Below are 21842 nucleotides of genomic sequence, written 5' to 3' on the forward strand. Positions count from 1 at the left end.
AGCATCATAGGAGCATGCCCCCCGCCACCAGCATGGCAAGCATCGCGAGCTCGGCCCATTGCAGAAACCATCCGGCCAAATCCCCCGTCACCCCGCCGAAGCGGGACAGGGCAACATGGCGGTACCACGCGAGCGCCAAAAGCCCCGCCACCGCCATAAGGGCGCCGACGGCCTGAGCGCACGCGACCATCCCTGCAGCCGAAGCCGTAGCGAAAGCGCAAAGCGGCACGACGATCGCCGCGCGCTTCTTCGCAGGCGAGAGCCCCGCGGCCATGCCATCCGCCCGCGCGGCAGGCCAGCATTCAACGGCGAGCCCCGAAAGCGCGCGGGAGAACACGAGCGAGCACAGAAGCGCGAGTAACGCCCACGCCGTAAGCGGCAGCTCGGTGAACAGGGAAAACTGCAGAATAAGGTACACGACAACACCGATGACCCCGAAGGCGCCCGCCCGCGGGTCGTGCATGATCTCGAGCTTTCGCTCGCGCGGGGCCCAACTTGCAAGTGCATCGGAGGTGTCGCAGAGCCCGTCTAGGTGGATGCCTCCTGTCACCGCCACAGGCAGCGCCACGAGCACGGCCGCGATGATGGTCGCGGGCACGCCGAGCAGGTTCGCCACGTGCCCCCACGCGGTCATGAGGAAGCCTTCCGCAAGGCCCACCAGGGGAAACGCGGAAAGCGCATGCGTTGATCCGAAATCGGTCCAGGCCGATTTCGGGACGGGGATGCGCGAGAACGTTCCGAACGCCGCGCCGATTGCCTCTGCTATCTTCACCTTGTAGGTCCTTCGCCTTTCATCCACACGGGAATCCCGCATACCACTTCGACTGCGCGGTCGGCCAGCGCCGCCACGCCCGCGTTCACGCGCGCGATCGCGCGCCTCCATGCCTCGGTCCCCTCATCGTAGCGCATCCCATCGGCGAACACGTCGACGGTGACCACCACCGTATACGCAGCGACCTGAGCGAGCCGCTCGATGCCTCCGAGCACCTCGCGCGCCGCAGCGTCGGGGTCACGTGGGGACAAGCCGCCTTCCGCGAAGAGCTCGTTCGCAACCAGGTTGCCCACGTCCTCCAAAAGAAGCGTGCAGCCGCGCGGAAGCCCGGGCACTGCGGCGCCCACGTCACGCGTGCGCTCGAGGGTGGAAAACCCCTTGCCCTCGCGCAGCGCCCGATGGCGCGCGATGCAGCGGGCGCCCTCTTCCCCGAAGGGCTCCATCGTTGCCAGGTACACGCGGGGGCCGTCGTGCCCGAGGCACAGGGACTCGGCGTAGGCGCTCTTGCCACTCGCGGCGGCGCCGATGACGAGCGTCACCGTCATTTCCCGGCCTCGAAATGCTCGTAAGCAGCCATGCCAGTCGCCGTGAACGTCTTCCCATCCCGGTACACGCGCAGCGCCGAATCCAGAAGGGGCAGATACGCCATGGCGCCCGCGCCCTCGCCCAAGTGCATGCCTGCGTCGAGGGGGGCCTTTATGCCGAGCTCGCGAAGGAGCTCCTGGCTTGCGGGTTCGCTTGATGCGTGGGTGCCCACGAGGTAGCCCAAGGCGTTGGGGCACAGGCGCGCCGCGCACAGGGCCGCCGTGCAGGATATGACCCCATCGAGGAGCGCCGGCGCCTTCGAGGCCGCGGCCCCCAGGTAGAAGCCGCACATCGCCGCGATGTCGAAGCCGCCCACCTTCGAGAGCACGTCAATCGGGTCGGCGGGATCGGGCGAGTTCGCGTCGATAGCGCGCTCGACCACGTCGCGCTTGCGCGCGAGCGAGGCGTCCGAGAGCCCCGCGCCGCGCCCGACGAGGCTCCGCGCGTCCGCCCGGATGAGCACTGCGGCCACCGCCGCCGAGGTGGTCGTGTTGCCGATACCCATCTCGCCCGCGGCGAGAAGGCGCACGCCGGCGCGGGCAAGCCCGCACGCGACGGCGATTCCGACCTCGATCGCGCGCACGGCCCCATCGCGAGACATGGCGGAGCCGTGCGCGATGTTGCCGCTCCCCCGCCGCACGTTCGCGCGCACCATGCGCGCGTCTTCTATGCCCCGGGCCATACCCACGTCGACGGGCACGACCTCGGCACCCGCGAACGCCGCCATGCGGCAGGCGCTCGTGGCCCCCTCGCACATGTTGCGCGCGACGGCTCGCGTCACGTCTTGCCCGCTTTGCGACACGCCCTCGGCAACGACCCCGTTGTCGGAGAAGAATACCGCGAGCGCACGGGGAAACTCGGCCACATCGACGCTCCCCTGAGCTGCGGCGATACGCGCGACGGCGTCTTCAAAGTCGCCCAATCCCCCCAAGGGGTGCGCGATGGAGTCCCACGCGGCGTACGCGGCGGCGCGGGCGCACTCGTCTGCGGGCGCGATCCGGGAGAGCGCGGCTTCGAGCACGGCGCCCGGCGCCGAAGAGAACGCGCGCTCGACTTCCTCGCGGATGCAGGCAAGCGCGGTTTCGGTTGCTTCAGCCATGCCGTCTCCTCTCTGCGAACGACGCTGCGGCAGACGCGAACGCGCGCGCAACGTCGGGGTTCGCAGGATAGTACACATGCGGGAAGCCCGCAACCAGGGACGGGGTGGTCGTCATGCACGGCCAGCCCTTGTCGCGCCGGGGCTTCTGCGCCCAGAAGTCGCCGCCCGGGCAGGTGGACTGCCAGTAGTGGAACTCGTGCGCACGGATGCGTGTGCCGCGCGGCCCGTAGAGCCCGTCGCGTTGAGAAGTGAGCTCCACGTACCCGAAATGGGACAGCCTTCCCCCGTTCTCGCTTGAGCCCTCAAGGGCGCCCGCAACAGGCCAGCGCCGCCCCTCGCTATCGGCGATTTCGTGCTGCAGGTACAGAAACCCACCGCATTCGGCGACCGTCGGCATGCCGGATTCCACCGCGCGCCGCACCGCCTCGCGCATCGGCGCGTTCTCGGAGAGCTGCCGCGCATGGAGCTCCGGGTAGCCGCCTCCCAGATAGAGGGCGCTTGTCCCCCGGGGCAAATCGCTATCACACAGGGGGCTGAAAAAGGCAAGCTCGCAACCCAGGTCCTCGAGCGCGCGCAGGTTCTCCTCGTAGTAGAACGAGAACGCCTCGTCACGCGCGACGGCGACGATGGGCCGCGCTCCCGCGATCGGCTCCAACCGGTAAGGTTCCTCGCGGATATCGGGTGCCGTCGCCGCTATTTCGAGCAAGCGGTCGATGTCGACGCTCTTTTCCACCAGCTCGGCCATCTTGTCGATGCGCGCGGAGAGCCGCTCGACCTCGTCGGCGGTCACAAGCCCCAGATGCCGGCTTTCGAGCGAGAACGCCTCGTCGGCGGGGATATTCCCCAAAACCGCGACGCCCGTGTGCTTCTCGATCGGAGGCGCCGCGTAGGCGCAGGCAGCGGCGCTCGTCTTGTTCAGCACGACACCGCGCACGTTCGCACAAGGCAGGAACTCGGCGATGCCGCGGATTACGGCGGCGAGCGATAAAGACGCCCCGCGCCCGTTCACCACTAAAATGACCGGCGTTTCCGTGTCGCGCGCAACCTGGTAGCTGCTCGCGTCGGCCACGCCGGGTGCCATGCCGTCGTAGAAGCCCATGACCCCCTCGAGCACCGCGACATCCGCGCCCGCGGCGCCGCGTGCGAGCAGGGCGCGCAGCGTCGGGGCGTCGGTGAAGAAGCCGTCTAAGTTACCCGAGCGCGCGCCCACGACGCGGCGATGAAAGAGCGGGTCAATGTAGTCGGGGCCGCATTTGAAGGCCGCGCATGCAAGGCCGCGGCGCGCGAGCGCGCGCAGGAGCGCGCACGTTACGACCGTCTTGCCGCTCCCGCTCGAGGGCGCAGCGACCATGAGGCGCGGGATGGACGTGCTCACCGGGCACCGCCTTCCCCACCTGCACCACGCGCGCTGACGAGGAACACGGGATTTTGCGCCTTCATAAGATGGTGCGAGCCTACAGCCTCGGCGCGGGCGGCCGACACCTGGCACGCCTCGAACCCCTTAAAGCGCGAACCCGAGAGGAGCGCGCACGCCTCGGTGAGTGTCTCAACGGTGACGCATGGCACGCACAGGCGAACCTGCGAATTCTTCTCGAGCGCCGCCTCCACGATGGAGGGAAGCTCGCCCGCGCTCCCGCCGACGAACACGGCGTCGGGGACGGGCAGTTTCGCGAGCGCTTCGGGGGCGACACCGGGGACCGCATGCACGTTGCCGCACCCGAATGCATCCGCGTTCTCTCGGATGAGCTGCACGCCGGCCGCGTTGCGCTCGACCGCCCATACCGATCCCGCTCGCGCGACGAGCGCCGCCTCGATCGACACGCTCCCCGTGCCGGCGCCGACATCCCACACGGTGTCGGTCGCGGTAAGGCACAGCTTCGCGAGCGCGACGGCGCGCACCTCCTGCTTGGTCATGGGAACGTCGCCGCGGATGAAGAGCTCGTCGGGAATGCCCGAGGAAGCGTACGGCCAGCGAGAGCTCGCGGCACGGGATGCGCCCGCAGAGTCCGCCGCGGGCGCAGACGCGCCGGCCGGCGCCTCGGAGGCTGCGCTAGAGCCCTCAGGCGACCCGGCGCCGCCTGCGAACTCGATAAGCATCACGTTCAAGTCGTCGAACGTCTGGCCTGCGATTTCACTTGCGGTCGCGCAGGTAATGCGCTCGTCGGGGTACGACAGGCGCTCGGCCACCGTCACGCGCGCGTCCCCGAAGCCCGCATGCACAAGCTCACCCGAAAGCCGCGAGGGGTCTTCCCCGCCCGACGTGACGAGGAAGAGTTCACCTGCGCGCTCGGCCTCGGCCACGATGTCGCACGCCACGCCGTGAGCGCTCGCGAAGCGCCAATCCTGCCATGGACACGCAAGGCGCGCGGCGAGATACGACGCTGAGCTTATGCCGGGAACGACGCGCACGTCCACCTGCGCGTCGCCGGAGAGCGCCTCCACCAGGCGGCGCGCGCCGCTGAACAGCCCCACATCGCCCGTCATCACGACCACGGCGCGCCGCCACGACGCCGCATCGGTGAGCGCGGCGACGATGTCCGCCGTCTTCACGAGCTCACATCTCACCACGTCGGGCGGCACGTCGATGCCGGCAAGCGCGCGATGAGCGCCGATGACCACGTCGGCGAAGTCGATAGCGTCGAGCGCCGCGCGCGAGAGCAAGTCGGGGTTTCCGGGCCCCGCCCCGATGATCGTTACCTTTCGCATGGAATCTCCCGATACCCGCGTGGCGTGACCATACGGCCGCCTACGAGCTTCGTGTCCGCGTTGCCGACGAACACGGTGGTGAACATGTCGGCGTCGATCTCCCCCAGCTCAGAGAGCCTGCACATGCCCGACTGCTGCCCCTCGCGCCCGATGTTGCGTACCCAGCCGCAGAGCGTGTCGGGGGCCTTCCATTCGAGCATAATCTTCGCCGCGCGTGAGAGCCTGTCGGTGCGCTTTCTGCTGCGCGGGTTATACAAACAGATGCAGAAGTCGGCGCTCGCCACGGCGGCGAGCCTGCGCTCGATGACCTCCCATGGCGTGAGCAGGTCGGAGAGCGACACGACCGCGAAGTCGTGGGCAAGCGGGGCGCCGAGCACCGCCGACCCGCTCTGAGCCGCGGTGGCCCCGGCGATAACTTCCACGTCTACATCGGGGTAGTCCTCCGCAAGCTCCAGCACGGGGCTCGCCATGCCGTACACGCCCGCGTCGCCGCTGCACACGAGCGCCACGGCGTCTCCACTCTGCGCGCGCGAAAGCGCAAGGCGGCACCGTTCGACCTCGTGCATCATCGGCGTCGCGAGATGCGCCGCGTCGGGCACGGCGGCGAGCGCGAGCTCCACGTATTTCGTGTAACCCACAACGACGTCGGACGCCTCGAGCGCACGCCGAGCCGCAATCGTCATGCCGTCGGGGCCGCCCGGGCCGATTCCCACCACGAAGAGCTTTCCCATCACCGCTCCTTAAACGAAAGTTTAATAGTTACCTTGGAAAACGCGACGGTCACGCCGCCGTGAGCGAGCTTCGGGAAGATAAGTTTGCCCCCCTCCGCGAGCGCTGCCCGCTCGCACACGTTGTCGACCCCCACCGTCGCGCGCACGAAATCAGATGGCGAAACGCTGCCTTCGACCTGCGACAACTCCTCTGCGGAATACGTCGCAAGCGGGATATTGCGCGCGCAGCAGAAGGCGAGCAGACCCTCCTCGTGCGCCTTCACGTCGATCGTCGCCGCCTCGCGCACGGCCAAAGGCGAGATGCCCGCCTGCCCGCACGCGAGAAGAAACGCCTCCTCGATCGCTTCGGCGCACGTACCGCGACGGCATCCTATGCCCGCAACGATGCAGGGCACGACAAGGCGAAGCGGCTCGGGCGCAGGCGCCTGCGCCCGCACGCCCGCCGGCTTCCCCGTCTCACCGGCGGGCACGACCTCGCCCGTTGTCTCCGCCGCACGAACGGACGCACCTGCATTCGCGCCAGCGAACGGCGACACGACGATATCGGCCCGAGCGCGGTCGGACGCAATGTCAACCCCCTCAGGCGGCTGTCCCGAAATCGGCATGTCGGAATAGAGCGCCACGCGCCCGCCCGAAAGCAGCCGCGCCGACACTCGCTTGATGGCCTCGGGATTCGAAACGGCGAGCCCCGCACAGCGCGCCCACGTATCCACCGCCCACACGCCGCGGACGTCGGTCGCCGTGGTGATGACGGGGATGGCCCCTGCCGCGCGTGCCACAGTTTGCGCAAGCTCGTTCGCACCGCCCAAATGCCCCGACAAAAGCGGGACGGCAAAGCGCCCCGCCTCGTCGATCGCCACAACCGCGGGATCGTTTGCCTTCGAGGCGACATGCGGCGCGATCGCCCGCACGGCGATGCCCGCCGCGCCCACGAACAGAAGCGCGTCCGACGCTTCCCACGCGAGCGCCGTCCATGCGCGCAGGTCGGCCTTCCCCTCGCCGAACCCGCGCGAAACGGAAACGTCCCAGCCAGGGTCGTCTTCACCTGTCTGCGCGCAATCGGAAAGCGCGTGTGCGGTGCGCACCGCCAACGCATACCCCCTCTCAGTGAACGCTATGCAGGAAACCCTCATCTAGCGCACCACCATCGTCGAGAAGTAGCTGCCCCGATCGGGCACATCGTCGAGCGAGCGGTACACGCGCTCGCCCGGAAGCCCACAGTCCTCTACAAGCTCGGCACCGTCGAAGGCACCCTCCTCGCAAAGGAAGCGCTTCGTGTCCGCAAGCGAGCGGCGCGCCTTCATGACCACCTTCGTCCCCGGCCAGCCGATTGCACGGCGCACCCCGTACAGAACGCCTTTACTCATACGTCGCCCCCAATTCCCCGATAACTGCATCGGCGCCCGACGTGCGGAAAAGCTCGCGGCGCTCGGCGTCGAACACGACCGCGGCGATGTCGCATGCGCCCGCCGCGCGGCGGCGCAACCTGTCCTCGATTGCCGCAGCGAGCGAGGCGCGCGCAGCGTCCCCCGCGCCGGCGGCCTCGATTACCTCGAGCGCCGCCGTGGTCGTGACCGACGACATGATCTCGCGCACGGTCTTCGCGCCCGCGCCGGCCATGGCCGCGTGGGCGGCCAGAATCTCCGCGCGGCAGTCGGCGGTACGCGAATGGGTGTCCATGATACCGCCCGCGACCTTCACCAACTTACCGATGTGTCCCACAAGAAGGACATTGGTAAATCCCTCGCGAACGCAGCAATCAATCGCATCGCCCACAAAGTTGGAGATGAAGACCACCGGCGCACCGTTTAGATGGAAATGCCCCGAGATGAACTGCGCGCCGTAGTTGCCGGGCGTGAGCACGACTCCGCGCCGCCCCATAGCCGCATGCTGCCGGATCTCGAGCTCGATGCTGTCGCGCAAGGCAGCGAGGCTGCGCGGCTCGACGATGCCCGTCGTGCCCAGGATGGAGATGCCGTCCACTATCCCCAGGTGCGGGTTGAAGGTCTTTTCGGCAAGGGCAACACCCTCGGGTACCGAAATCGTCACAGCAATATTTCCAGAAAAGCCGTGCGCGGCGCACACCTCGCGCACCGCCGAAGTGATCATCGCGCGCGGCGTCGCGTTGATGGCGGCCGCCCCAACCGGCTGCTCGAGCCCGGGCAACGTCACGCGCCCCACGCCCACGCCGCCATCGACGGAAACTTCCGATTCGCGCGCGGGCACGCCCTTGCCGCCCGCAGCGCCCGTGCCCGATCCCGCATGTTCCACGCGCGAGTACACGAGCACGCCGTCGGTCACATCGGCATCGTCGCCTGCGTCCTTTCGCACGGCGCACTGGGCGCACCCCTCGCCGATGCATGCGTCGACCACGTTCGCCTCGACGGGCAGCCCGCCGGGAGTGACGATCGACACGAGGCCGACGAGCTTTCGTGACAAGAGCATCTCGCAGGCCGCCTTCGCCGCGAGCGCGGCGCAGCTCCCCGTGGTGTAGCCGCAGCGCAGGCGGGTCGTCCCGGTATATATGTAGTGCTCGAAGGCCACGCTAGCTGCTCGCCTTCCGATACCCCGTGGCAAACGAAGGGTCGTAAAGCTTGCTGCGCTCGTACGACTCCGCTTGCACGCCGTCGTGCGCAAGCCCGCCGCGAGCTCCGAGCACGCGGCCCACCACCACGAGCGCCGTGCGGTCGATGCCCTCTCGCGCGCCCGCATCGGCGAGCGTGCCCACTGTGCATCGCACCACGCGCTCCTCAGGCCAGGTCGCCTTGTACACGAGCGCCGCCGGCTCGTCGGAGCTGCGGCCCGCGGCCAAAAGCTCGGCGGAAAGCTCGGCGAGCATACCCGAGCTCAGGAAGATGACCATAGTCGAGCCGCTTTCCGCCATGGTGCGCATGCCCTCGCCCGCGGGCATGGGGGTGCGCCCGGAAAGCCGCGTGATCACGACCGACTGGCTGATTCCCGGCAGCGTGTATTCCTGGCGAAGCGCCGCCGCGGCACCGCAAAAGCTCGACACGCCGGGCACCACCTCGTAGTCCACGCCGCGCGCGTCGAGCGCGTCCATCTGCTCCTGGATGGCGCCGTACAGGCACGGGTCGCCCGTGTGCAGGCGCACCACTTCCTCGCCCCGCACATCTGCCGCGCACATCACGTCGAGCACTTCCTCCAAGGTCATGTGCGCGCTGTCGTAGACGATGCAGGATTCCTTGCACTCAGCGAGCAGCTCGGGGTTCACAAGGCTTCCCGCCCAAACGACCACGTCGGCCGCGCGCAGAAGGCGCGCCCCGCGCAGCGTGATAAGGTCGGCGGCGCCCGAGCCTGCGCCAACGATATGAATCATCCGAGCCTTCCCTTCCCGTTTCTCATCGCAACCGTTTACGCCGCCATTCGCGCAGCGGGCAAAACACGGCGCCTGCGGCGACAATCGGCGCAAATACGCAGGCAGGAGGCGCAATGCCGCCCGCCCTGGCTTTGACACGTTCACAAGTGCCCACTATCATAGTAAAAGATTCGGCAACGAGCATATGACAATCGGATAAAAGGAAATGACCGGCGCGGCGCCCGCACAGCCCGCGCTGGCTTGCGGAGGGAACCAGGTGGGAATCCTGGGCAAGGGACATTACTGTATAGGACGCGCGGGCGAACCGCCTCGCGCCCCAAGCCAGACTGCTTCGCCTTTTCCTCACGGCATCGCCGTGGCGTTAGCTCCTTGTGAACCCCGAGGGGTGCGCTTTTCTTTCGCTTGTGCCGACAAGCAACTGTCGCCGGGGGACCGGCAAACCGAGGAAAGGAAAAACCATGTCCGACCAGATGTCACGCCGCGGCTTCATGGGCGCCGCAGCAACCGGAGCCTTCGCGCTCGCCGGAGTCGCGCTCGCGGGCTGCTCCAACACCTCCGCGAGTTCCGAGAAATCGAGCGAAAAGGAGAAGGCCGTGAAGCCGGTCATCCTCGTCACGAGCTTCGGCACGAGCTACAACGACTCGCGCCACATCACCATCGGCGCCATCGAAGACGCTATCCGCGAGAAGTACTGGCAGGACTACGACATCCGCCGCGCCTTCACCGCGCAGATCATCATCGACAAGCTGAAGAAGCGCGACGGCATCACGATCGACAACATGACCGAGGCGCTCGACCGCTGCGTGGAAGACGGCGTGAAGGAAATCGTCGTGCAGCCGACGCATCTCATGGGTGGCCTGGAATACACCGACGTGAAAGACGAGCTCGACAAGTACGCCGACAAGTTCGACAAAATCTCGCTCGGCGACCCGCTGCTCACCTCCGACGACGACTACAAGAAGGTGGCCGCAGCCATAAAGGAGAACATGGCGTCCTTCGACGACGGCAAGACGGCGCTGTGCCTCATGGGCCACGGCACCGAAGCCGATTCCAACGCCGACTATGCCAAGATGCAGGAAGTGTTTAAGAACGAGGGCTTGACGCAGTTCTTCGTCGGCACCGTCGAGGCTGAACCGACCTGCGAGGATGTTATCGCCGCCGCGAGCGCCGCAGGCTACAAGAAGGCCGTGCTCGCGCCGTTCATGGTGGTCGCGGGCGACCACGCGAACAACGACATGGCAGACGAGACCGACCCCGACAGCTGGGCTGCGAAGTTCGTGGCCGCCGGCTTCGAAGTAACGTGCCTGCTCCAGGGTCTGGGACAGAACGTCGCGGTCGACGACATCTACGTCTCGCACGTGGACGACGCCATCGCCAAGCTGTAAACTCGCCGCGCACGGGGGCGCCGGTCGCGTCCCCGTGCAACGGGCATGCGCCTTCCCCGACCGACGGCGCATGCCCGTTGCATTCGCATCCCGCCCGCCCACCGCACGGCGCAGGCGGTCGAAGCGATTGAAAGGAACCCCCTCCATGTTGAAGAAAACCCTCGCCTTCGCCCTGTCAGCGGCGCTTTTCGCGTTCTCGCTCGCCGGCTGCGCCGGAAATTCAAGCGACAGCGCAAAGGCAAGCGATGCCGATTCCCAGGAAAAAACTGAACAGGTGGCCGATGCGCCCGAGGGCGCAAGCTCTGCCCCCATCACCGCCGACAAGGTGGCCGACGGCACCTATCCGATCACCGTAGATTCCAGCTCGAGCATGTTCAGGATTGTGGACGCCCAGCTCATCGTGGAAAACGGCTCCATGCACTGCGTGATGACGCTTTCCGGCACGGGCTACGGCAAGCTCTTCATGGGCACGGGCGACGAGGCTGCCGCCGCGAGCGAGGCCGACTTCATCCCCTATGTGGAAAACGCGGAAGGCAAGTACACCTACGACGTGCCCGTTGATGCGCTCGACGAGGACACCGCCTGCGCCGCGTGGAGCATTAAAAGGGAGCGGTGGTACGACCGCACGCTCGTATTCGAATCCGCCGGCGTCGATCTGCGCGCCGACGCACTGAAGTAACGCCATGCGGTCGATTCTTCCCAAGGGGGAAAACAGGAAGCGCCACAGCATCACGGCGCGCGCGATCGCCTGCGTACTCGTCGCCCTGCTCGCGCTTCCTTTCGCGGGGTGCAGTGCGAGCCCGAACGCGACCGGTGGCACGGCAGGCTCTCAGGAATACACTGTGAGCGTCTCGCTCTCCGGCGGGTCAGGGCGCGCAAGCATCGCCTCACCCACCACAATTGTGAAGGATGGCGACACCTACACCGCGACCATCACCTGGTCGAGTTCGAACTACGACAAGATGACCGTCGACGGCGTAGACTACGCGCCCGTAAACGACGGCGGCAACTCCACGTTCGAGATACCCGTCACGCTCGACGAGGACATCGCCGTGTCGGCCGAGACCGTTGCCATGTCGACGCCGCACACCATCGACTACACGATCCACTTCGACTCATCCACCATGAAGAAGAAAACGGGCGACGATGCAAGCGGCGACTCCCCTGCGGAAACGGCTTCAAGCGCCGCGGCCGACTTCCACAACGCCGATTTGGGCTGCGGCTGGGAGCCGACGGGGACGCTTCAGCTAGAATACGCCAAGCACTTCACTGTCGACGAGTTCGAAGGCGGCTTGCGGCTTATCTGCGTTTCGAACGGGGAGCGCTTCCTCGTGGTGCCGCAAGATGCGAAGGTACCTGACGGGTTGAGCTCCGACATCGCGGTCATAAGACGCCCCGCCGACAAGGTGTACCTCGTGTCGTCGGCGACGATGTGCCTGGTCGACGCGCTCGATGCGAACGACAATATCTTAATGTCGGGCACGAAGGCCGACGATTGCTCGGTCGCGGGCTTCAAAAGCGCGCTCGAAAGTGGGGCGATCGCCTACGGCGGCAAGTACAGCGCGCCCGACTACGAGCGAATATCGGCCTCGGGCTGCACGCTCGCCATCGAGAACACCATGATCAACCACACGCCCGATGTGAAGGAAAAGCTGCAGAAGCTCGGGCTCGTCGTGCTCACCGAACAGTCGTCGAGCGAGCCCGAAGCACTCGGACGCGTCGAGTGGATTAAGCTTTTCGGCGTCCTGTTCGACAAGGAAGAGGAGGCCGCGCACCTGTTCAACGAGCAGAAGGCCCGCGTCGAGCAAACGTCGGGGCTCGCGTCGTCAGGTAAAACCGTGGCGTATTTCTACATTAACTCGAACGGGGCCGCCGTCACGCGGCGGAGGGGCGACTACGTGGCGCAGATGATCGAGCTCGCAGGCGGCAGCTACGCGCTCGATGACGCACAGACGGCGTCGACGTCAGGTTCGTCAGTAACGCTCGAAATGGAGCGCTTCTATGCGACGGCGAAGGATGCCGACATCATCGTCTACAACGGCACCATCGACGAATCGGTTGCCACCTTGAGCGACTTCGTAAGCAAAAACGCGCTATTGTCGCAGTTCAAAGCCGTGAAGAACGGCAACGTCTGGGTCACAAGCGCCGACATGTACCAGCAGATGACTTCTACCGCCGACATTATCGACGAGCTGCACGGGGCGTTCACCGGCGATGACACGAGTGACTTCCATTATCTGAGGAAGCTCGGCTAGCGCCATGAGAAGCCGGCTTACCATGGCATACGACGAATCGGGGCGCGCCGCGCGGTGTCGCGTCGTGACGGCGCTGCTCGCTGTTGCCCTCATCGTGCTCGTCGGGGCCAACCTGTGCATCGGGAGCGTGCTCGTGCCCGCAGACCACATCCCCGACATCCTTTCGGGCGGCGCGGCCAATTCCATGGAAAGCCAGGTCATCTGGGAGATTCGCCTGCCGCGCGTGCTTTCAGCCATACTTCTCGGCGGGGCACTTTCGCTCTCCGGGTTCCTGCTGCAGACGTTTTTCAACAACCCCATCGCCGACCCGTTCATCTTGGGCGTCTCCTCGGGCGCAAAGTTCGTCGTCGCGCTTACGATGATCGTGCTTCTGGGCGCGAACCAGGCCATGTCCTCGCCGGTCATGGTGGCCGCAGCGTTTCTGGGATCGCTTATCACCATCGGCTTCGTGCTCCTCATCGCACGGCGCATAAGTTCCATGGCCATGCTCATCGTGGCGGGCGTCATGGTGGGATACATCTGCTCGGCGGCGACGAACTTCCTCATCGCCTTCGCCGACGACCAGTCCATCGTGAACCTGCACAACTGGTCTTTGGGTAGCTTCTCGGGTTCGAGCTGGGACGACGTCGCGGTCATCGCGGTCGTGGTGATCACCGTGAGCGCATGCGTATTCGCGATATCGAAGCCCCTTTCCGCCTTCCAGCTGGGAGAAGCCTACGCAAAAAGCGTCGGCGTGAACGTCGCACGCTTCCGCGTGGTGCTCGTCCTTCTAGCAAGCATGCTCTCCGCCTGCGTGACCGCGTTCGCTGGTCCGGTGTCGTTCGTAGGCATCGCGGTTCCGCATCTCGTTAAGTCGGCGCTGAAGTCGTCGAAGCCCATCCGCGTGATTCCTGCGTGCTTCTTGGGAGGCGCCATCTTCTGCGCGGGCTGCGATTTGATCGCACGCACGCTGTTCTCCCCCGTCGAGCTTTCCATCAGCGCCGTCACCGCCATCTTCGGCGCGCCGGTGGTTATCGCACTCATGTTGAAGAAGCGGGTGAGGTAGATGGGGAAATTCGTGCCGCAGCCCAAAACGCTCGGAGGGGAGTCGAACCTCGAAACCCCGGTCGAAACGCAGGCTGACGGAGCGCCGCTTTTCCGCATAAGCGACCTGTCGGCGGGTTACGACAAGAAGGTCGTAGTCGAAGGCGTCGATCTGGAGGTTCGCGCGGGCGACGTCGTGGCGCTCATCGGGCCGAACGGCTCGGGCAAGTCGACCATCTTGAAAACAATCACACGCCATCTGGCACCGCATGCCGGCACGGTCGAGCTCGACGGGCGAGAGATTTCCCGATGGAAGACGGCGGAGTTCGCAAGGAACCTTGCCGTTATGCTGACAGATCGGCCCCGGACCGAGCTCCTCACCTGCCGCGATATCGTAGAGGCGGGAAGGCATCCCTACACCGGGCGAATGGGCACACTCACGCCCGATGACCATAATCGGGTCGACGAGGCCATGAAAACCGCACATGTGGAAGGGCTCGCCGAGCGCGACTTCATGCAGATAAGCGACGGGCAACGCCAGCGCGTCATGCTCGCACGCGCCATCGCGCAGGATCCGCGTGTGCTCGTGCTCGATGAGCCCACGTCGTATCTCGATATCCGCTACCAGATCGACCTGCTGCGAATACTTCGCCACCTTGCGAAATCGCGGAATGTTGCTGTCATCATGTCTATCCACGAACTCGAGCTCGCGCAGAAAAGCGCCGACAAGGTGATTTGCGTGAAGGACGGCCGGGTCTTCCGCGCCGGCGCACCCGAGGACATATTCACGCGCGAGACGATTGGCGAGCTCTACGGCCTTCAACATGGCACCTTCAACGAGCGCTTCGGCAGCGTGGAAATTGGGCGCCCACACGGCGATGCGCACACGTTCGTCATCGCCGGCGCAGGTACGGGGTCAGCTGTGTTTCGCCAGCTCATCCGGCAGGGCAAGGCGTTCTACGCGGGCATTCTGCACGAAGGGGACATCGACTGCGAGCTCGCGCGCGACCTGGCGACGGAATGCGTGGCCGAGCGCGCCTTCGAGCCGATCGGGGATAAAACCATAGCCCGCGCCAAAGAGCTCCTCGTCCACTGCGCGCGCCTTATCGTGTGCCCCGCCGCCTTCGGCACCATAAACGCCCGCAACGCAGAGCTCGTCGAGTTCGCACGATCGCATGGTATCGAGGTCATGCGAGCGTGCGAAGGCGCATCGGAGGTTTCCCAATTGGAGTGGGAAGGATAAACTGGACTTTCTTTTAAGGATCCTAAAGCGTACTGTCGTTCGTATTCCACTGGAGACATGTAGCCCAAGGTGGAATGCATGCGCACCCTATTGTAATAGAGCTCTATGTACTTGAAGATGTCCTGCTTGGCCTCGTCCCTCGTCCCATAGCTCCTTCCTTCCGCCAATTCCCTTTTCAGCGTCTTGAAGAACGACTCGGCCACCGCGTTGTCCAGCGGCGTGCCGGGCCTTGATACCGACCGGATTACGCCATGCGAGTCCAGACATCGTGGAAGGAACGGGAGGCGTGCTGCGCGCCTTGATCGTCATGGAAGACGAGGCTGCCGTCATCTGGCGGACCCTCCCTGCCAACTGCCTGCTCTATCGCGTCGATCGCGACCTTCTCGGTGATGTGCTCGGACATCGACCAGCCCACGACCTTGCGGGAGAAGGCGCCTGTCACGGCTGCGAGATAGAGCCACCCTTCTCTTGTGGGTATGTAGGTGATGTCGCCCACCCAAAGCCCGTTGCGCCCGCCCACGGAGAAAGCGCGCTCTTCCAGGTTCAGTCGAGGGTCTCCCGGCTCGACCTTCTTCTGGATGCGGCGTTTTCGGGCCGCGCCCCTTCCGGCGAGCCCGAGCTTCTGCATGATGCGGAGCACGCGCTTCTCGCTCACGGCGATGCCGCTTTTTCGCAGTTCGCGGTTGATGCGCCGGTAGCCGTAGCGGCCCCTGTGCCGCTCGAAGGCCTCGACGACGAACCCTTCGAGCGCCTCTCGCTCTATTGCGGGTGGTAACTTCAAAATGAACATATCGGCTTGATCATTTTGAGCACAAAGGCAGACATGCCGACCAACTCAATCGACTAACTTGGTTTTCGCCTAGAGAAATCAACCAAGGAGGTCAGAAAGGTATGATCAGCATGTCGCAAACCTATTCTATACGCCAGCTGCGCAAAAGCGGCGAGTCCATCTCCGAGATCGCGCGAAAGGTCGGCGTCTCGCGCAACACCGTGTACGCGAAGCTGGCCGCCCCCGACCTTTCGCAGCAGATGCCGGCGAAGGAGCACAGGGAGAAGATGCTCGACGCGTACAGGCCCGTCATCGAGGGGTACCTCGACGAGGACGCGCGGGGCTGGCGCAAGCAAAGGCACACCGCGCGCCGCATATGGCAGCGGCTTCGCGACGAGCACAGCATCGCCTGCAGCGAGTTGGACTGGCTACACCGATGTGGACAGTTCCGGGAGGGGGCGCAAGAGACGGGAGGGCCGCATATGAGGGACCCCAGGCACCCGAGGCATTTCACCGACGATTTCAAGAGGCGGGTAGTCGACCTCTACAACGCCGGCAAGCCCAAACGCGAGATCGTGGACGAGTACGACCTCGGCAAGAGCACCGCGGAGAGGCGGGTCAAGTCGATAAACGCGACCGGCTCGCCGCGCGCCGCGGACAACCGCAGCCCGAGCAGAACCGGATCCTGGAGCTCGAGCGCGAGAGCTGCAGGCTCCGGATGGAGGTCGACGTCTTAAAACAAGCGGCACCGATATGCGCTCGAAAGTGAGGGCCATGGCGGCCAATGAGGGCCGCTACCCCATATCGGCGCAGTGCATGCTCCTCGGCGTCGCGAGGCCGACGTACCGGTCCATGCGCTCGCCGCGCCGGCCGGCCCGCCGTGCCGGACCCCGCCGCGCCGGCCGGGCCGCGGTCCACGTCGCCAGCGAGGGCCGGTACGGCCCGCGCAAGATAAAGGCGTCGCCCGGGAGGTCGGGCGTCACCGTCAGCCGGCGCCGGGCCTGCCGCACCATGAGGGAGAACGGCCCGGTCGGCGCATAGGGCAGGAAGAGGTTCAAGGTGCGCCCCGGGGCGGCCGACGAAGCCGACGTGCCCAACGCCGTCGCGCGCGGCTTCGGCGGCAGGGCGCCGCGCACCCATATATGCAGCGACCCGACCTACGTGCGCGTCGGGGCCTCGTGGAACTACGTCCGCCTGCTCGTCGACCCCTGCAACAGGGAGATCGTCGGCCACTCCGCCGGGCCCAGGAGGGACGCCCGGCCGGTCAAGTCGGCGTTCGCGACGCTCTCCTTCCCCATCTCGGGCATCGAGGTCTTCCACACGGACCGCGGCAGCGAGTTCGACAACGCCGAGATCGACCCGATGCTCGAGGCCTTCGGCATAGAGATGTCGCTGTCGGCCAAGGGCCGCCCCCACGACAACGCCGTCGACGAGTCGACCAACTGGATACTGAAGGCCGAGCTCGCCCGCCGCGAGGCGTTCGGCACGAAGCGCGGGCTCCGGGCCAGGCTCTCGGACTACGCGCACTGGTACAACAACTTCAGGATCCACTCGACGCTGGGCTACATGTCGCCGGTCGAGTTCAGGGAAGCGGGGCTGTCCCTCCCGGAATCGTCCAAATAGGTGTTGCCAATCCACCGGCGAGCACGTCTCGTGGCGCGTGCTCGCGCCCGGGGACGCCGAGACCCCCGTCGTCGCGTCCGAGAAGGTCGTGCGCCGGATCATGCGCGAGGAGGGCCTGGTCGCCCGCAAGGCGGCGCAGATGCGCAGGAGGGCAAGGTACTGCAGCTACCGGAGTGAGCTCGCGGGGCGCCCGGCCAACGTCCCCCTTCGCGGGTGCGGGACGCACGACTTCCACGCCGCCGCACCCGGCCTGCTCGTGGTCACCGACGTCACGGAGTTCAGGCTCGACGGGTACAGGGCGTACCTGTCGCCGGCGATCGACTGCTTCGACGGCTGGCCGATCTGCTGGAGGGTCTCGGTCCACGCCGACTCGGACCTGGTGGTTGGCATGCTCAGGGACCTGGTGGGGATAGTCTGCCCGACGGAGGGGCGGCCGCTCACGGTGCACACCGACGACGGCGCCGTCTACATGGGGCGCGAGTGGCGCGAGGCGTGCGGCCCCGGGATGGTGCACTCGATGTCGAGGAGGGCCCGGAGCCCCGACAACGCGCGCGCCGAGGGGTTCTTCGGCACGCTCAAGTGCAACTTCTTCGAGGGCAGGGACTGGACCGGCGTGCCGTTCGACGAGTTCTCCCGCCTGCTCGGCGAATATATCGATTGATATAGGGACGGCAAGCTCACGAAAGACCTAGGATGGAAAACCATTAGGAAGTATCGCGAGGAGAGGGGCCATGCGGCATAGCGCCGGGACATGGTCCGGAAAAACGTCCGAGGTCCCCGCTTTCCCAATGGATGCTGATGCGGAAACTGTGTCCCGGAATTCGCCTACAGAGCGGGATGCATTTTCCGGTTGAGCCTCGATTGGGAAACGACGTCCCATTCGCATAAAAACGGGCGGCCCGGGTGTTTGTCCGAACCGCCCGTCTGGCGCGCTATGTCGAGGCCTCTAGCCTGTAACGTAATACCAGACTACGTTGTCGCCGTTTGAGAGAACGTAGTTGCTGCAGGCCGTCATGGGCGTTGTGCCGTTGACGGAGTACATCCAGCCGCTCGTGCCGCCGTACTGTTTCTCGGCCAGACCACCAATCGCGGCGACATACGTGCCGTATGGCGAGCCGTACGCATTGACAGAAAGCCCCAGAGCGCACAGGGCATCGTAGACCGTAGCGCCCTCGTTAAAGGTGAAGGTGCCGCCAGAAGACACAGGATTGCCCACGGCGCTCGACGCAACCGAGACCGTCACTGTGACATAACCAGACTGCTGCGAGCCGTCCTGATTGCCCGCAGAGGCGCCGCCACTGTTGGATGCAAACCCACCGCCAGACGCCGAGCCACCGCCCGAAGAAGAGCCGTCAGAAGAACTCGATCCGCCAGTGGAATCAGAATTCTGCGAACCCGATTTGTCCCCTGACTTCTTGCCGCCCTTGTCTTCGGACTTCTTCTCCGTCGAGCCCTTGTCTGACTTTTTGTCCGAAGATTCAGACTTGTCCTTGGAATCAGATTCATCCGAATCCTTCGACCCGTCCTTCGCATTGTCCGAAGATTTTGAGCCCTTGACTCCAGTCTTACCCGAAGCGGTAGTCGAGCCGGAAACCGACGCATCCTTAGCAACGACGCTCTCCCCCGTCACGGTCTCGACAATCCAATCGATGGACCAGGCACCGCTGGCGGAAGGGCGAACAAAGCCCAGCGAGACGACAATCAACACGATGCAGACGGCCGTCAGAGCCCCAAGCAGCGTCTTGCGCCGAGGGGCGGACGCCGCCGAAGCGGCGCCCTTTTGCTTTGCATCGTCGAGCTGGATGAACGACGAGTCGGACTGCTTGGACTCGGCGTCCTGAGGCTTATTGGACACAGCCCTCACCTACCGACGCTTGGTGAATACGAACACGCCGATGACGGCAAGACCGATCACGCCAGCCGCAACGCCGACGATGGCAAGCGGATTGGTGCCATTCTCCTGCTCGGAAGCACTAGAGGACTTCTTAGCAGTGGTCGTGGAAGCAGCACCCGTATCGGACTTGGAATCGGACTTCTTGTCGGACTTGCTGCCCTTCTTGTCAGACTTCTTCTCGTCCTTCTTATCGGACTTATCGGAGTCCTTCTTGTCGGACTTGTTGTCCTTGGTCTCGGTCTTGGTCGACACCGTCGTCTTGGTCGTCGGCTTATGACCCGGGGCGACAGCGCCGCCAGCCTGCTGACCCTTAGAGCCGGAACCAGTACCGGAACCGTTGCCAGCGCCACCATTGCCGCCATTGGAGCCTGAACCGCCATTACCGCCAGGGTTAACGGCATTCTTGGTCCACTTGGCATACAACGTCAGGTCGGCCGTCACCGGCATACTGAAGTCATACGCCTGTGTGCAAGCCTCGTCGGTATACCAGCCAGCGAAGGTGTAGCCCTTGCTCTGCGGCTTGGTCGAGGGCTCCGTCGCCGCCTTGCCTTCCTTCACGCGTTGAGAATCGGGCATCGCCGCATCCTTACCGTTGGCGTCGAACGTCACGGTATAGCGGTTGACCCTTTGGCCATTGCCCTTGACTGCAAACAGCTTGCCCGAGTCATTGACATAGTAGAGTGAGCCATCGGATCCGACCGAAATAGAAGCCATGCAGTACTGCTGATCGCCCGCCGCGGGCGTATAAAGCAGCTCGGCCTCGTCATCGCCCATACGGTAGCGATAGATGCCGCCCGGGTTGTTGTTAGACGTAAAGTAGACGTACGTCTCGCCATTCTGGACAGAAACGACCGGCTGCGACTTTACATCACCGCCGCCCGAAGCCCCCTGACGAATATAGCTACCGTCCGCCTTGCAAATGGAATAGTCCACGGCAAGCGTCTCGGCATCAATCACTGCAAGCTGACCGTAGTGATACGTGTACTTGTTCTGATAACCGCCCATAAAGGATTCAGTCGATGCGCCTCCGACCACAATCTTGCCGTTGGCCAGCACCGGCGTCGAGGTCGAGCTGCTACCAAACGCCACCTTGCCAAACTCCGACAGCGCTCCGTCCGTTCCAACCAAAAGCTTATGCAAAACGCCATCGGCGCTCACGACATAAGCGATCGACCCATCGACCAGCACGGTTGTGCGCACGCGGTCGGCAATCTTGAGCGACGCAACGGTCTTTCCAGTTTCGGGATCGACCGTGCTCACCGTACCGGAATCATCTGCGATGACCCCATAATTGCCCGAGAACGCCAAGCCGGCCCAGTAGTAGCCCTTGCTGTTCTCGTTCTTATGCTGCCACATAACCTTGCCATCGGAGATGCGCACGCAGAGCAGGTAGCCGTCGCTCGAGTCGGACCAGCCGGCCGACGCCGTACCAAAGTAGGCAAAGCTGTCACGAACCGTAATGGACGCAAGTGACTGCTGAGCACCATCGGGGCCAGCAGGCAACCCATCGGTTACCCAAACCGTCGCCAGAGCATCAACCGTCAGCGCCTGCAGGCGACCGCTCGAAAGCGGCACGAGTATCACGCCGCCGGTGTATACCATACGCGAGGTCGAATCGATCTTTGCCGCCAAAGGCGATTCGGCAACGGTCTCACCCGTGTCGACATTCTTCTTGAGCAGCTTGGAACCAACGGCCACGTAGAGGTAGTCACCGACCAGCAACGGGTCGGAAATACCCTTGCTCCATTCGTTCGAGCCCTTGAGCTCGCTCACCCATTTTGCCTCAGCGTCCTTCGTGGGCACAGGAGCGTCAGTTACTTTGTCGGCGCTCGTATAACCAGGCCAATCGCTATCCCAGTTAGGACGTGCGGCACCCGGGTCAACAACAACGCTGTCGACGCCGGGCACAGTATCGCCGGGAGCAAAAGCCCAGACGATTTTGTCGCCAGACTTGAGCACGTAATCGCTATCGAGCTGAGACCCAGGAACGCCGTTGACAAAGAACGACCATGCACCCGACAGCTCGGTGCCATCAAGCGGAGATACGAGACTATAGACGCCCCAATAGCCAAATTGGTCGTACATTTTTGACTTTATGCCAAGGGCATCGAAGTAAGCAGCAGAGGCATCCTTAATCGACGTGCCCTTAGCAAACACCTGGGTCGAAGGGCTCGTCCAACGCTGAGCTATCTCGGCCTTTTTGCCAATAATCTCCATCGTGACGGAAACCTGCTCGGGCGCGGGGTCGCCGTACTTCGAGTAGCACCAGACGACGGAGTCGCCGTCCTTGAGCGTGTAGCCGCCCGCGCCGACCTCGGAGGCGCTGCCGTTGACGAACAGCTGCCAGTACGCGCCGGTCGCCGAGTCGTAGCCGAGCTTGCGGTCCTTATCGAAAGGCGACGTGATCGTGTTGAGCGCCC

At 64.8% G+C, this 21842-nt stretch carries 22 protein-coding genes and 1 pseudogene; 8 read left to right on the top strand and 15 right to left on the bottom strand.

Annotated elements, in window-relative coordinates; translation table 11 throughout:
* Positions 1-4: 4 nt before the first annotated feature.
* The 10 genes from cobS to cobM are packed head-to-tail and all read right to left on the bottom strand — an operon-like array spanning position 5 to position 9230.
* On the bottom strand, positions 5-772 hold the full coding sequence (gene cobS, locus V2391_RS08780; protein WP_329739024.1) for an adenosylcobinamide-GDP ribazoletransferase: 768 nt from the start codon (positions 770-772) through the stop codon (positions 5-7).
* Entirely contained in the window at positions 769-1317 is a 549-nt protein-coding gene (locus V2391_RS08785; RefSeq protein ID WP_329739025.1) for a bifunctional adenosylcobinamide kinase/adenosylcobinamide-phosphate guanylyltransferase, read from the bottom strand. Before V2391_RS08785 ends, cobS begins: the two co-directional genes overlap by 4 nt.
* Positions 1314-2456, bottom strand: coding sequence for a nicotinate-nucleotide--dimethylbenzimidazole phosphoribosyltransferase (cobT, locus tag V2391_RS08790; RefSeq protein ID WP_329739026.1), 1143 nt, complete (start codon positions 2454-2456; stop codon positions 1314-1316). The genes V2391_RS08785 and cobT overlap by 4 nt, the downstream gene beginning before the upstream one ends.
* Positions 2449-3831: a cobyrinate a,c-diamide synthase gene (locus V2391_RS08795; protein ID WP_329739027.1), complete on the bottom strand. Its 1383-nt coding sequence runs from the start codon at positions 3829-3831 to the stop codon at positions 2449-2451. The genes cobT and V2391_RS08795 overlap by 8 nt, the downstream gene beginning before the upstream one ends.
* Positions 3828-5162 carry a precorrin-6y C5,15-methyltransferase (decarboxylating) subunit CbiE gene (gene cbiE, locus V2391_RS08800; protein WP_329739028.1) on the bottom strand — a complete coding sequence of 445 codons (1335 nt, stop codon included), beginning with the start codon at positions 5160-5162 and terminating at the stop codon, positions 3828-3830. The genes V2391_RS08795 and cbiE overlap by 4 nt, the downstream gene beginning before the upstream one ends.
* Complete coding sequence (gene cobJ / locus V2391_RS08805; RefSeq protein WP_329739029.1) at positions 5150-5893, bottom strand: precorrin-3B C(17)-methyltransferase; 744 nt, start codon at positions 5891-5893, stop codon at positions 5150-5152. The genes cbiE and cobJ overlap by 13 nt, the downstream gene beginning before the upstream one ends.
* Complete coding sequence (locus V2391_RS08810) at positions 5893-6978, bottom strand: cobalt-precorrin 5A hydrolase (RefSeq protein WP_329739042.1); 1086 nt, start codon at positions 6976-6978, stop codon at positions 5893-5895. The genes cobJ and V2391_RS08810 overlap by 1 nt, the downstream gene beginning before the upstream one ends.
* A 48-nt stretch (positions 6979-7026) precedes the next feature.
* Positions 7027-7260, bottom strand: coding sequence for a hypothetical protein (locus V2391_RS08815; protein ID WP_187359579.1), 234 nt, complete (start codon positions 7258-7260; stop codon positions 7027-7029).
* Positions 7253-8437, bottom strand: a complete 1185-nt coding sequence (cbiD, locus tag V2391_RS08820; RefSeq protein WP_329739030.1) for a cobalt-precorrin-5B (C(1))-methyltransferase CbiD — start codon at positions 8435-8437, stop codon at positions 7253-7255. Before cbiD ends, V2391_RS08815 begins: the two co-directional genes overlap by 8 nt.
* A 1-nt stretch (position 8438) precedes the next feature.
* Complete coding sequence (gene cobM / locus V2391_RS08825; protein ID WP_329739031.1) at positions 8439-9230, bottom strand: precorrin-4 C(11)-methyltransferase; 792 nt, start codon at positions 9228-9230, stop codon at positions 8439-8441.
* Positions 9231-9688: 458 nt separating this feature from the next.
* Between cobM and V2391_RS08830 the strand changes: the two genes are divergently transcribed.
* The 5 genes from V2391_RS08830 to V2391_RS08850 all read left to right on the top strand — a co-directional run bounded on the left by V2391_RS08830 (position 9689) and on the right by V2391_RS08850 (position 15136).
* The gene (locus V2391_RS08830) at positions 9689-10615 is read left to right on the top strand and encodes a sirohydrochlorin cobaltochelatase (protein WP_195919596.1); all 927 of its coding nucleotides are present in this window, start codon (positions 9689-9691) and stop codon (positions 10613-10615) included.
* 145 nt (positions 10616-10760) lie between these two features.
* Positions 10761-11294 (top strand): hypothetical protein, encoded by a 534-nt coding sequence (locus tag V2391_RS08835; protein WP_329739032.1) that lies wholly within the window; start codon positions 10761-10763, stop codon positions 11292-11294.
* Positions 11295-11298: 4 nt separating this feature from the next.
* Positions 11299-12870 carry an ABC transporter substrate-binding protein gene (locus V2391_RS08840; protein ID WP_329739033.1) on the top strand — a complete coding sequence of 524 codons (1572 nt, stop codon included), beginning with the start codon at positions 11299-11301 and terminating at the stop codon, positions 12868-12870.
* Between the two features lie 22 nt (positions 12871-12892).
* Positions 12893-13915: a FecCD family ABC transporter permease gene (locus V2391_RS08845; RefSeq protein WP_195503389.1), complete on the top strand. Its 1023-nt coding sequence runs from the start codon at positions 12893-12895 to the stop codon at positions 13913-13915.
* Positions 13916-13927: 12 nt separating this feature from the next.
* Positions 13928-15136 carry an ABC transporter ATP-binding protein gene (locus V2391_RS08850; protein WP_329739034.1) on the top strand — a complete coding sequence of 403 codons (1209 nt, stop codon included), beginning with the start codon at positions 13928-13930 and terminating at the stop codon, positions 15134-15136.
* Between the two features lie 44 nt (positions 15137-15180).
* On the opposite strand, the pseudogene V2391_RS09655 reads toward V2391_RS08850, so the two are convergent.
* A pseudogene (locus tag V2391_RS09655) lies at positions 15181-15339 on the bottom strand (IS3 family transposase); the annotation flags it as partial.
* Positions 15340-15380: 41 nt separating this feature from the next.
* Entirely contained in the window at positions 15381-15926 is a 546-nt protein-coding gene (locus tag V2391_RS08855; RefSeq protein ID WP_329739035.1) for a DDE-type integrase/transposase/recombinase, read from the bottom strand.
* A gap of 101 nt (positions 15927-16027) precedes the next feature.
* Between V2391_RS08855 and V2391_RS08860 the strand changes: the two genes are divergently transcribed.
* Positions 16028-16642, top strand: a complete 615-nt coding sequence (locus tag V2391_RS08860; protein ID WP_329739036.1) for a helix-turn-helix domain-containing protein — start codon at positions 16028-16030, stop codon at positions 16640-16642.
* A 57-nt stretch (positions 16643-16699) separates the two neighbouring features.
* Here the strand turns inward: V2391_RS08860 and V2391_RS08865 are convergent, their stop codons facing one another.
* Positions 16700-16963: a hypothetical protein gene (locus tag V2391_RS08865; protein WP_329739037.1), complete on the bottom strand. Its 264-nt coding sequence runs from the start codon at positions 16961-16963 to the stop codon at positions 16700-16702.
* A gap of 31 nt (positions 16964-16994) precedes the next feature.
* Between V2391_RS08865 and V2391_RS08870 the strand changes: the two genes are divergently transcribed.
* Together V2391_RS08870 and V2391_RS08875 are read left to right on the top strand one after the other, a co-directional pair.
* Complete coding sequence (locus V2391_RS08870) at positions 16995-17528, top strand: IS3 family transposase (protein ID WP_329739038.1); 534 nt, start codon at positions 16995-16997, stop codon at positions 17526-17528.
* 100 nt (positions 17529-17628) lie between these two features.
* Positions 17629-18189, top strand: coding sequence for a DDE-type integrase/transposase/recombinase (locus V2391_RS08875; protein WP_329739039.1), 561 nt, complete (start codon positions 17629-17631; stop codon positions 18187-18189).
* Between the two features lie 285 nt (positions 18190-18474).
* Here V2391_RS08875 and V2391_RS08880 read toward each other — a convergent pair whose 3' ends face one another.
* Both V2391_RS08880 and V2391_RS08885 read right to left on the bottom strand, forming a co-directional pair.
* Positions 18475-19383, bottom strand: a complete 909-nt coding sequence (locus V2391_RS08880) for a DUF4430 domain-containing protein (RefSeq protein WP_329739040.1) — start codon at positions 19381-19383, stop codon at positions 18475-18477.
* A gap of 9 nt (positions 19384-19392) precedes the next feature.
* On the bottom strand, positions 19393-21842 hold a 2450-nt coding region (locus tag V2391_RS08885), incomplete at its 5' end, for an InlB B-repeat-containing protein (protein WP_329739041.1).

It is taken from the genome of Collinsella sp. CM84Y_54, from assembly GCF_036317945.1.
Lineage (GTDB): Bacteria > Actinomycetota > Coriobacteriia > Coriobacteriales > Coriobacteriaceae > Collinsella.